General features: G+C 72.1%; 11 protein-coding genes. 1 reads left to right on the top strand and 10 read right to left on the bottom strand.

From position 1 onward, the window contains the following. From ACFE67_RS03085 to ACFE67_RS03060, 6 genes are all read right to left on the bottom strand, one after another. Positions 1 to 1,052, bottom strand: a 1,052-nt coding sequence (locus ACFE67_RS03085) for an L-arabinose isomerase (RefSeq protein ID WP_375405409.1), incomplete at its 3' end; no start/stop codon positions are given. Between the two features lie 6 nt (positions 1,053 to 1,058). Beyond that, on the bottom strand, positions 1,059 to 1,778 hold the full coding sequence (locus ACFE67_RS03080; RefSeq protein WP_375405408.1) for an L-ribulose-5-phosphate 4-epimerase: 720 nt from the start codon (positions 1,776 to 1,778) through the stop codon (positions 1,059 to 1,061). Positions 1,779 to 1,937: 159 nt separating this feature from the next. Further along, on the bottom strand, positions 1,938 to 2,930 hold the full coding sequence (locus ACFE67_RS03075) for a substrate-binding domain-containing protein (protein WP_375405407.1): 993 nt from the start codon (positions 2,928 to 2,930) through the stop codon (positions 1,938 to 1,940). Positions 2,931 to 3,021: 91 nt separating this feature from the next. Then, on the bottom strand, positions 3,022 to 4,032 hold the full coding sequence (locus ACFE67_RS03070; RefSeq protein WP_375405406.1) for an aldo/keto reductase family protein: 1,011 nt from the start codon (positions 4,030 to 4,032) through the stop codon (positions 3,022 to 3,024). Positions 4,033 to 4,103: 71 nt separating this feature from the next. Beyond that, the gene (locus ACFE67_RS03065; protein WP_375405405.1) at positions 4,104 to 4,937 is read right to left on the bottom strand and encodes a PPK2 family polyphosphate kinase; all 834 of its coding nucleotides are present in this window, start codon (positions 4,935 to 4,937) and stop codon (positions 4,104 to 4,106) included. 27 nt (positions 4,938 to 4,964) lie between these two features. Beyond that, positions 4,965 to 6,098, bottom strand: a complete 1,134-nt coding sequence (locus ACFE67_RS03060; RefSeq protein ID WP_375405404.1) for an esterase-like activity of phytase family protein — start codon at positions 6,096 to 6,098, stop codon at positions 4,965 to 4,967. Between the two features lie 130 nt (positions 6,099 to 6,228). Between ACFE67_RS03060 and ACFE67_RS03055 the strand changes: the two genes are divergently transcribed. Then, positions 6,229 to 7,242, top strand: coding sequence for an aldo/keto reductase (locus tag ACFE67_RS03055; RefSeq protein WP_375405403.1), 1,014 nt, complete (start codon positions 6,229 to 6,231; stop codon positions 7,240 to 7,242). Positions 7,243 to 7,273: 31 nt separating this feature from the next. Here ACFE67_RS03055 and ACFE67_RS03050 read toward each other — a convergent pair whose 3' ends face one another. From ACFE67_RS03050 to ACFE67_RS03035, 4 genes are all read right to left on the bottom strand, one after another. Then, a complete protein-coding gene (locus tag ACFE67_RS03050) occupies positions 7,274 to 7,441 on the bottom strand; it encodes a hypothetical protein (RefSeq protein WP_375405402.1) in 168 nt (55 codons plus the stop codon). Further along, the gene (locus ACFE67_RS03045; RefSeq protein ID WP_375405401.1) at positions 7,441 to 8,328 is read right to left on the bottom strand and encodes a TatD family hydrolase; all 888 of its coding nucleotides are present in this window, start codon (positions 8,326 to 8,328) and stop codon (positions 7,441 to 7,443) included. Before ACFE67_RS03045 ends, ACFE67_RS03050 begins: the two co-directional genes overlap by 1 nt. Positions 8,329 to 8,408: 80 nt before the next feature. Next, positions 8,409 to 9,995, bottom strand: a complete 1,587-nt coding sequence (gene metG, locus ACFE67_RS03040) for a methionine--tRNA ligase (RefSeq protein WP_375405400.1) — start codon at positions 9,993 to 9,995, stop codon at positions 8,409 to 8,411. A 53-nt stretch (positions 9,996 to 10,048) separates the two neighbouring features. After that, a partial coding sequence (locus tag ACFE67_RS03035; protein ID WP_375405399.1) for an NADP-dependent oxidoreductase occupies positions 10,049 to 10,954 on the bottom strand: 906 nt, incomplete at its 5' end.

The following is a 10,954-nucleotide window of genomic DNA, read 5'->3' as shown; positions in this document are numbered from 1 at the left end:
GCGCCGAGGATGACCTCGGCGCCCGGGGTGAGGTCGTAGGTGTAGTCCTCCATCAGACTCGCGCCGCCCGGCAGGCCGGAGCCCATCACGTTCGCGATGCGCACGAGCGCGGCCGTCTTCCAGTCGCCCTCCGCACCGAAGCCGTAGCCCTCGGCCATCAGCCGCTGCACCGCGAGGCCCGGCAGCTGCTGCAGCGTACCGAGGTCCTCGAAGTTGGTCGTGAAGGCGCCGAAGCCGCCCTCCTCCAAGAACGCGCGCAGCCCCAGCTCGATCGCGGCGCCGTCGCGGAGGGACTGCCGCCGCGCCCCGTCCGACTGCAGCTCGGGCACGACGTCGTAGAGCCGGTCGTACTCGGCGACGAGCGCGTCGACGTCCGCCTCCGCGACCTGCTCCACCCGCTCCGCGAGCTCGTTCACGCCCCACGTGTTGACCTGGATGCCGAAGCGGATCTCCGCCTCGGTCTTGTCGCCCTCGGTCACGGCGACGAACCGCATGTTGTCGCCGAAGCGCGCGAGCTTCAGCGTGCGGGCGGCGGCGCGACCGGCGGCAGCGCGCTGCCAGGACTCCACCTTCGCGCGCACCGCAGGGTCGGAGACGTGCCCGACGACCGTCGTGCGCGGCACGCCCAGCCGCGACTCGATGTAGCCGAACTCGCGGTCGCCGTGCGCGGCCTGGTTCAGGTTCATGAAGTCGAAGTCGATCTCCGACCACGGCAGCGCGACGTTCGCCTGCGTGTGGAGGTGCAGGAGCGGCTTCTGCAGCGCCGTCAGGCCGCCGATCCACATCTTGGCGGGGCTGAACGTGTGCATCCAGGCGATGACGCCGATGACGGAGTCATCGCTGTTCGTGTCGAGCATCGCGCGCCGGATCGACTCGGCGTCGGTCAGGACCGGCTGCCACTCGACGCGCACGGGCACGCCTGCAGCGAGCTCCTCCGCGATGGCGCGCGACTGGTCCGCGACCTGCGCGAGCGTCTCGGGGCCGTAGAGGTGCTGGCTGCCGGTGAGGAAGAGGACCCGGTAGGAGCCGAGGGTGGTGTCGAGCGTGGGCATGCGGTTCTACTCCGGGGTCTTCTCGAACCGGGTGTCCGTGGACTGCCCGTAGACGTGCTGGTAGCGGTCGAAGAGGCGGTCGATCGCCTCCTGCGGGATGGGGACGGGGTCGCCGAGCTGGCGGGAGATGTGCACGGTGCGGGCGACGTCCTCGAGCATCACGGCCGCCTTGACCGCGTCGCGGGCGTCCCGGCCGATCGTGAAGGGGCCGTGGTTGCGCATCAGCACCGCGCGGCTGCGATGGCCGGTCAGCGTCTCGACGATCGCACGGCCGATGGAGTCGTCGCCGATGACCGCGAACGGGCCGACCGGGATCGGGCCGCCGAACTCGTCGGCCATCGCCGTGATCACGCAGGGGATCTGCTCGCCGCGTGCCGCCCAGGCGACGGCGTACGTCGAGTGCGTGTGCACGACGCCGCCGACCTCGGGAAGCTCGCGGTAGACGTAGGCGTGCGCCGCGGTGTCGCTCGACGGGCTGCGCTCGCTGCCGGACGTGCCGCCGACGACGGTCCCGTCGAGGTCGCAGAGGATCATGCTCTCGGGCGTCAGCTCGTCGTAGCCGACCCCGGACGGCTTGATCACGAACAGGTCGGCGCCCGGCACGCGCCCGGAGACGTTGCCCCCGGTCCACACGACGAGGCCGGAGCGGGCGAGCTCGGCGTGCAGCGCGGCGACGTCCTGCCGCACGCGCGCGATCGCCTGCTCGAGCTCAGGGCCGAACGCCACGGAACCTCCTCGATGCGTGAGCGCGGCACTGTTCACGGCCGCGCGAGAGTGAGCGCTCACAGTATCTGGAGTCGACCCGCTGGTCGAGATGCGCGCGTCGGGAGCCCCAGGATCCGCGCAGCGAGCCTCGACCGACCGGCGGGGTGGCGCGACGACGGTTCAGCGCGGCGGGGCGGTGGAGGCGCGGACGATCAGCTGCGGGAGCTGCGGCGCGGCGTCCGCCGGGGCGCGGCCGGCGAGCAGGTCGTCGACGCGGGCCATCAACCCGCGGCCGAGCGCCGCGAAGTCCTGCCGCAGCGTCGTCAGCGGTGGCGCGAAGAACGCGGCTTCGGGGACGTCGTCGAAGCCGACGACGCTCACATCCGCCGGCACTCGCACGCCCGTGTCGCGGAACGCGGCGAGCAGGCCGAGCGCCATCTGGTCGTTCGCGGAGAACACGGCGGTCGGTACGGCATCCTGCGCGATCGCCCGCCCGATCCGATAGCCGGCGGCCGAGCTCCAGTCGCCGCGCAGCACCTCCGGCGTCCCGAGTCCGAGGCGGAGCGATGCAGCGCGCCATCCTTCGATGCGCTGGTCCGCCTCCGTCCACTCCTCGGGGCCCGCGATGTGCAGCACCTCGCGATGGCCGAGGGCAGCGAGGTGCTCGACCGCGAGCGCGGCGCCCCGCTCGTCGTCGACGGTGACCGCACCGGCCGCGCCGGGCACGACGTCGACGGTCGTCACGACGGGCACGCGGGCGGCGAGTCCGGCGAGCGCCGCCCCGACCGCCGGACCGGGTGCGACGACGACGACCGCGCGGGGATCCTGCGCGAGCAGGGTCTCCCCCGCCTGCCGCACGTCGGCGTCGTCCGCGCCGTCGTCGGTCGCGGCGATGGCGACATCCCAGCCGCTCTCCCGCGCGGCCGCGTTGAAGCCGTTGGCGATGCTGGCGGGGCCGTAGTACGGCATGCCGACCACGACCAGCCCGATCGTGCGCGTCCGACGGCGCGCGAGCGCGCGGGCGGCCGCGCTCGGCCGGTAATCGAGGCGGGCGATGGCGTCGTCGATCCGCTCCCGCATGGCGGGCCGGACGGTCGGATCCCCGTTCAGCACCCGCGAGACCGTCTGATGGGACACCCCCGCCGCCTTCGCGACGTCGAAGATGTTCGCCACGGCCGCGAGTGTAGAGGCGCGACGAATTCCGTTTTGAAGGAGTTTCCGCGCCTCGGGCGCAGGAACTCCTTCAAAACGGAATCGGGTGGGCTCAGGCCTCGCGCTGCGCCGGGGAGCGGGTCGCGGTGATCGAGGTGTCGCGCTCGATCGCGTCGCCCAGCACCTCGTCGATGCGGGTCAGCAGCTCGGCCGGGATCGTCACGCCGGCGGCCTTCGCGTTCTCGGTGACCTGCTCGGGGCGGGAGGCGCCGATGATGGCCGTCGCGACGTTCTCGTTCTGGAGCACCCAGGCCACGGCGAGCTGCGCGAGCGAGAGGTCCAGCTCGGCGGCGATCGGCTTCAGGTCCTGCACGCGCTGGAGCACGTCGTCCTGGAGCCAGCGCTTGATGAAGCCCGCGCCGCCCTTCTCGTCGGTCGCGCGGCTCCCCTCCGGCAGCTGCCCGCCGGGGAGGTACTTGCCGGTGAGGACGCCCTGCGCGATCGGCGACCAGACGACCTGCGAGATGCCGAGCTCCTTCGACGTCGGCACGACCTCGCCCTCGATCACGCGCCAGAGCGCCGAGTACTCGGGCTGGTTCGAGATCAGCTGCACGCCGAGGTCCTTCGCGAGCGCGGCGCCGGCGCGGAGCTGCTCGGCGGTCCACTCCGAGACGCCGATGTAGAGGACCTTGCCCTGCCGGACGATGTCGGCGAACGCCTGGAACGTCTCCTCCAGCGGCGTGAAGTGGTCGAACCGGTGCGCCTGGTAGAGGTCGACGTAGTCGGTGCCGAGCCGTTGGAGGGAGCCGTCGATCGACTCGAGGATGTGCTTGCGCGACAGCCCGAGGTCGTTGTGCCCCTTGGGACCGGTCGGGCCGAAGACCTTCGTGAAGATCTCGATCGACTGGCGGCGGGTGCCCTTCAGCGCCTCACCGAGCACGGTCTCCGCGCCGGTGTTCGCGTACACGTCCGCGGTGTCGAACGTCGAGATGCCTGCGTCGAGCGCGGCGTGCACGCTCGCGATCGCGCGCTCGTTCTCGACCTGGCTCGCTGCCGTCACCCAGTTGCCGTAGGTGAGCTCCGAGATCTTGAATCCGCTGTTCCCGAGGAACCGGTACTCCATGTCACACGTCCTTCCGACTTCGTCGACGTCTCCCACAAACTACGCGGCGCCCTCCTCCACCTCCTGGGTGCTCAATGCGGCGGCGCCAGGCGCTCGCGGAGGGATGCGACATCCAGGTCCGGCTGGGGGTAGTGCGGATCGAGCTCGGTCAACGTCTCGCGCAGCAGCTCCGCGACGGCCCAGTTCCGGTACGTCTTGTGGTCGGCGGGGACGACGTACCAGGGCGCGGCATCGGTGCTGCAGCGCTCCAGCACCGAGCCGTAGGCGGCCTGGTAGTCGTCCCACCTGGCGCGCTCGAGGATGTCGCCCTCGTTGAACTTCCAGTGCTTCTCGGGCTCGTCGAGCCGGCGCAGCAGCCGTTCGCGCTGCGTGTCGTAGGAGACGTTGAGGAACACCTTCAGCACCGTCGTGCCGCCGTCGGTGAGCTCCTGCTCGAACGCGTTGATGGCGTCGTACCGGGCCTCCCACTCCGCCTGCGGGACGAGGCCGTGCACCCGCACCACGAGCACGTCCTCGTAGTGGCTGCGGTCGAAGACGCCGATCATCCCCGGGCGCGGGAGGCGTTTGCGGATGCGCCAGAGGAAGTCGTGCTCGAGCTCCTCCTTCGTCGGCTTCTTGAACGCCGTGTACTCGATGCCGATCGGCCCGAAGACGCCGACCGCATGCGTGACCACGCCGCCTTTGCCGGCCGTGTCCATGCCCTGCAGGACCAGCAGCACGCTGCGCCCGCCGCCGCCGGTGGACTCGGCCCAGAAGCGCTCCTGCAGGTCCGCCATCTCCTCGAGGTGCTGGGCCATCTTCTTCGCGCTCGGCGCGAGCGGCCTGCCTCCCGCGTCGAAGCCGGCCGTGCTGATCGGACCTGTCGGCACCCGAAGCGCATCGCGGAGGGAGGCGTCCTTGCTCATCCGAGCAGGCTAGGACGATTCCCCTCCTCAGAGCCCGGAGGCGGCGAACGCGATGAACTGCGTCACCTGGGTCGCGCTGAAGTTGTCGTCCGAGACCAGCACGATCAGGCGCTTCCCGTTCGGCAGGCGCGGGCCGAGCGTGATCCCCTCGACGTTGTCGATCCGCGGGAGCCCCTCGACGTCGTCGAGATCGACGACGAGCCGCTTCCGCATCGACGTCACCGGCGCGCTGCCGAGCGCGTCGCGGCCGAGCACGTCGGTCGCCCGCGCCGCGTCCGCCTCGAAGATGCGGATCTTCGACCGGGTCGTGAACGCCCGCTCGATCACGAGGAAGCGACTGCCGCCGAGGGCGGCGATGTCGCTCACGCCGTTGGTCGATCCCGCAGGACCGGCCTCGAACAGCTTCGACAGCGGGTAGGCGTACTGCGCGACGGGGAGGCCGGTCGCCGCGTCGATGTCCGTGATGCGCGTGCGGGCGCCGCTGGCCGGGTCGGGGTCGACGCCGTCCTGGTACAGCGGATCCTCCATCGCCGCCCACAGCTGCGTCCCGTCCGGCGTGTAGGACAGCCCCTCGAGCGTCTGGTTGCGGCGGGGCCCGACCTCGGCGACGTTCATGTGCAGCTGGGGCGCGAGCGGCAGCACGCGGGTCGCCCGGCCCGACGCGGTCGCGAGGCGGACTGCGGGGTCGCCGAGCGTCAGCGGGCTGACCACCCGCTCCCCCTCGCTCGACCAGGCGAAGCCGGTGTGCCGCGGGTCCACGGCGATCCCCTCCGGATCCGGTGCGACGACCGCGCCGTCCGCGGAGGTGGGCGGGAACGCCGTCCCGTCCGGCTGCAGGAGGGGATGGGTGGCGGTCAGGCGCACCGAGACCGACCCCGGCTTCGCGCTGATCGCGGCCGAGTAGAAGCGGGCGGGGTCGATCGCGGAGCGGTCGTCGCTGATGATCAGGTAGCGACCGGTGCGCGCGTCCCAGCTGATGCCGGACAGCCCGCCGACCGTGGTACCGGCGAACTGCAGGCCGTTCGCGAGCTCCGTCTCGCCGAGGTACTGGAGCGCGATCGGCTTCGGCGACGGGTGCCGGTCGGGCGCGGCGACGGCGGGCGCCGCGAGGACGACGGCGGTGAGGACGACGAGCGGGGCGAGCAGTGCGCGGGGTCGCATGTCGCCCACCCTCCGCCACGTCCTGCGCGTGCACCAGATGCGCAGTCGCCTTGTTCCGCCGGCGTTCGGCGGCCGTTCACGGCGCGATCCGCTCAGCCGACCGTGCAGCGATCACCGGGAGGATGCACGCATGGTCGACGTCGCCTCCCTCCCCTCCCGCACCCTCGGCCGGACCGGCCGCACCGTCTCCGCGGTCGGCCTCGGCACCTGGCAGCTCGGCGGCGACTGGGGCGACGTGCCGGAGGGTGATGCCCGGGCGGTGCTCGACGCCTCCGCCGCCGCCGGCGTCACGCTGTTCGACACCGCCGACGTGTACGGCGACGGTCGCAGCGAGCGCGTCATCGGGGGCTGGCTGGCGGACAACGCCGGTGCGGGCGTCGCGGTCGTGACGAAGATGGGCCGTCGCGAGGCGCAGGTCCCTGCGAATTACGTGCTCGCGAACTTCCGCGTCTGGACCGACCGCTCGCGGAGGAACCTCGGCCAGGAGACGCTCGACCTCGTGCAGCTGCACTGCCCGCCCACGGCCGTGTTCGAGGACGACGCCGTCTACGACGCGCTCGAGACGCTCGTGGAGGAGGGCGCGATCGCCGCCTACGGCGTGTCGGTCGAGGAGACCGCGCAGGCGCTGACCGCGATCGCCCGGCCGAACGTGGCGAGCGTGCAGATCGTCCTGAACGCGTTCCGGCTGAAGCCGCTCGACGAGGTCCTGCCCGCCGCGGCAGCAGCCGGCGTCGGTGTCCTCGCCCGCGTGCCGCTCGCCTCCGGCCTGCTGTCCGGGAAGTACGACGAGCACACCGAGTTCGCTGCGAGCGACCACCGCAGCTTCAACCGGCACGGGGAGGCGTTCGACCAGGGCGAGACGTTCTCGGGCGTCGACTACGACGCGGGCGTGGCGGCAGCGCGCCGGTTCTCCGCGCTCGTCGCCGCGGAAGCGCCGGCGGGGGTGACGCCCGCCCAGGCCGCGATCGCGTGGGTCGCGCAGCTGCCGGGCGTGACGACGGTGATCCCCGGCGCCCGCTCGGTCGCGCAGGCCGAGTCGAACGCCGCCGCAGCCCGCGTGCCGACCCTGAGCGCCGCGTTCGACGCCGGCGTGCACGCGATCTACGACGAGTTCTTCCGCGGGGCGATCCACTCCCGCTGGTGAGGTCGCGGATCCGGGAGCTGCTTCGCGGACGTTACCTGCGGGAGTAGCGGTCCGACACCAGCAGCACCAGGTACGCGACCACCGACGCGATGAGTCCCGTCAGCAGCGCGGTCGGCACGCTGGTCCGCGAGAGCACGAGCTGGAGCACGACGAGCAGCGCGCCCAGGACGAGCGAGACGATCACCCGGCGGCGGCGCATCAGCGGCCCCACCGCTCGGGGGCGTCGTCGGTCCAGCTGCCGTAGACCGCCTCCGTGTTGCTCGCGATCTGGGCGGCGAGCATGGACGGGTCGGTCTCGAGCACCTGGGCCATGAACCGCAGCGTATGGGGGATCAGGTAGGGCGCGTTCGGTCGGCCGCGGACCGGCGCCGGTGCGAGCCACGGCGCGTCCGTCTCGACGAGGATCCGGCTGCGCGGCGTGACCCGCAGCGCCTCCCGCAGCGGCTCCGCGTTCTTGAACGTGACCGTGCCGGCGAAGGAGAGGTACCAGCCGTGGCCGGCAGCGAGGTGCGCGAGCCCCGCATCGCCGGAGAAGCAGTGGAACACCGTGCGGTCGGGAGCGCCGACCCGCAGCAGGGTGTCGACGACCTCGACGTGGGCGTCGCGGTCGTGGATCTGCAGCGCGAGACCGTGCCGCTTCGCGATGTCGAGGTGCGCCTCGAAGGAGCGGACCTGGGCGGCGCGACCGTCCTCGGCGGGCGTCCGGAAGAAGTCGAGGCCGGTCTCCCCCACCGCCCGCACCCGCGGTTGCGCGGCGAGCTCGTCGATGACGGCGATCGCGTCGTCGAGCCCGCCCTGCGCCTCCAGCACCGCGGCGTCGTTCGGATGGATCGCCACCGCCGCGAGCATGCGCGGGTCGATCGCCGCGTGCTCGGCGGACCAGCGGCTCGACTCGACATCGGTGCCGACCTGCACCACACCCTTGACTCCGGCGACGGAGGCACGGTCGAGCTGCACGCGCCAGTCGAGCTGCTGACCCTCGTCGCCGAACCAGCCCGGTCCTGAGAACGGGTCGATGTGGGTGTGGTCGTCGTAGACCGGCACCCTGAGCGCCTCCGGCAGCGGCGGGTACGCCCGGTCAGCCACGCGGGCCCTCTGATTTCATCTTTACGGAGTTCTGGGCGGCGCGAAGCGGCCCCCAGAACTCCGTAAAGATGAAATCGACCTCACGCATTCAGCAGCTCGGGGTCGATGCGCGGGAAGAGGGGCTCGAGCACCGTGACGCGGGTACCGGCGGGCAGCTGGGCCCAGTCACCGGCGGCGCGGAGGCGCTGGTCGGCCAGCACGCCGAGGGCCGCCTCGGCACCGAGCGCGGACCACAGGACGCCCGTCGCCTTCGGGATCACCGGGGACAGCAGCACGGCGAGCGCGCGCAGCCCCTCGGCCGCCGTCGCCAGCACGGAGTCGAGTCGGGGCGCCTGCTCGGCGTCCTTCGCCAGCTTCCACGGCTCCTCGAGCGTGATGTAGCCGTTCAGCTCCTCCACGATCGTCCAGATCGCCGCGACCGCCTCGTGCGGCGCCATCCGCTCGATCGCGAGGTCCGCCTCCGCGGCCGCACGGCGCACGGTCTCCTGGATGCCCAGATCCCGCTCGGACGCCGCACCCGCCTCCGGCACCACGCCGTCGCGGTACCGCGTGATCATCGCGATCACCCGCGAGGCGAGGTTGCCGAAGCCGTTCGCGAGCTCGGCCTGGTAGCGCGCGGACAGGTCCTCCCAGGAGAACGAGCCGTCCTGCCCGAACGGGATCGCGCGGAGGAAGTAGTAGCGGAACGCGTCGGAGCCGAACACGTCCGTGATCTGGTTCGGGGCGATGCCGGTGAGCTTCGACTTCGACATCTTCTCGCCGCCGACGAGCAGCCAGCCGTGCGCGAAGACCTGCCTCGGCACCTCCAGCCCCGCCGCCAGCAGCATCGCCGGCCAGATGACGGCGTGGAACCGGAGGATGTCCTTGCCGACCAGGTGCGTGGCCGGCCAGCGGCGGCCCAGCGTCGCCTCGTCGCCGTCGAAGCCGACCGCGGTCACGTAGTTCAGCAGCGCGTCGAACCAGACGTAGACGACGTGCTTCGGGTCCCACGGTACCGGGACGCCCCAGTCGAACGTCGAGCGGGAGATCGACAGGTCGTCGAGGCCCTGCTTGACGAACTGCACGACCTCGTTGCGGGCGCTCTCCGGCTGCACGAAGTCGGGGCGCTCCTCGTAGAGCGCGAGCAGCCGGTCGGTGAAGCGGCTCATCCGGAAGAAGTAGTTGCGCTCCTTCAGCAGCTCGACGGGGATCGAGTGGATCGCGCAGACGAGCTCCCCCTCGTACTTGCCGGTGCCGGTCATCAGCTCGGAGGTCTGCTTGTACTCCTCGCAGCCGACGCAGTAGAAGCCCTCGTAGTCGCCCGCCTCGATGAAGCCGGTGTCGTAGAGCCGCTGGATGAACGCGGCGACGCCCTGCTCGTGGCGCGGCTGGGTGGTGCGGATGAAGTCGTCGTTCGCGATGTCGAGGGTCTCGAGCAGCGGGATCCACGCGTCGCGGACGAGCTTGTCCGCCCACTCCCGCGGGCCCATGTCGTTCGCCGTCGCGGTGCGGAGCATCTTCTGCCCGTGCTCGTCCGTGCCGGTCAGGAACCACGTGTCGTCACCGGCCTGGCGATGCCAGCGCGACAGCACGTCCGCGGCGACCTCCGTGTACCCGTGCCCGATGTGGGGCACGTCGGAGGGATAGAAGATCGGCGTGGTGATGTAGAACGACCGGTCCGCTGGCACCCGGGGACTGTATCGGGCGCGCGCACCCCTGTGACGACGGGGGTGGCGCTCGGTCAGGGCTGGGCGATTCGGAGGACCACCTTGCCGAGGCCGCTGCTGCGGGAGACCTCGCGGTACGCCTCCTGCACCTGCTCGAGGGGGAAGCGGGCCTTGATCGGGACCTCGAAGCCGCCCTGCGACGCGATCGCGGCGAGCTGCCGGATGCCGCCGGCGGGGTCGTGCAGCGCCGACATGCCGGTGACCGTCACGCCGAGGCGCTCGCCCGCGCCGAAGTCCGCGACCGTCGCCACGCGGTCCGCGGGTACGCCGATCGCCAGCGCGATGTCCGCGTAGCCGTCGCCGAACAGGTCGAAGAACGCGGTGACGCCGTCGGGGGCGGCCGACCGGAGGCGCTCCTCCAGTCCCTCGCCGTAGGCGACCGGCTCGGCGCCGTGGGCGCGCAGCCAGTCGTGGTTCGCCGCACCGGCGATCGCGATCACCGTCGCACCGGTGCCGACCGCGAGCTGGGTGAGGAACACGCCGACGCCGCCCGCCGCGCCCGCGACGACGACCGTGTCGTCCGGACCGATCGGCACCTCCTGCAGCAGCGCCAGCGCGGTCGTGCCCGCCACGTACAGCGTCGCGGCGACGTCCCAGTCGAGCGTGTCGGGCTTCGGCACCACCCGTGCGGCCGGCAGGAGGGCCAGCTCGGCGTGCGCGTTGCGGCCGTCCGAGAAGCCGATCACCGACTGCCCGATCGCCACGTGGGTGACCCCGGCGCCGACCGCGACGATGCGGCCCGCGAGGTCGCTGCCCTGCCCCTCCGGGAACGTCGCCGGGAACATCGACGCGAGCGCGCCCGTGCGGATGCCGACCTCACCCGGGTTCGTGCCGGCCGTGATGACGCGGACGACGACCTCGCCCTCACCGGGCTCGGGGTCGTCCACCTCCTGCACCTGCAGGACCGTCTCGTCGCCGTA

Origin of the sequence: uncultured Amnibacterium sp. (assembly GCF_964244015.1) — a bacterium.
Lineage (GTDB): Bacteria > Actinomycetota > Actinomycetes > Actinomycetales > Microbacteriaceae > Amnibacterium.
This window is presented reverse-complemented; position numbering and strand designations above follow the sequence as displayed.

Bases quoted from the DNA above. Each gene is read 5' to 3' on its own strand.
- ACFE67_RS03070 (WP_375405406.1), bottom strand. From the start codon at position 4,032: ATGGAGTACCGGTTCCTCGGGAACAGCGGATTCAAGATCTCGGAGCTC.
- ACFE67_RS03065 (WP_375405405.1), bottom strand. From the start codon at position 4,937: ATGAGCAAGGACGCCTCCCTCCGCGATGCGCTTCGGGTGCCGACAGGT.
- ACFE67_RS03060 (WP_375405404.1), bottom strand. From the start codon at position 6,098: ATGCGACCCCGCGCACTGCTCGCCCCGCTCGTCGTCCTCACCGCCGTC.
- ACFE67_RS03055 (WP_375405403.1), top strand. From the start codon at position 6,229: ATGGTCGACGTCGCCTCCCTCCCCTCCCGCACCCTCGGCCGGACCGGC.
- ACFE67_RS03050 (WP_375405402.1), bottom strand. From the start codon at position 7,441: ATGCGCCGCCGCCGGGTGATCGTCTCGCTCGTCCTGGGCGCGCTGCTC.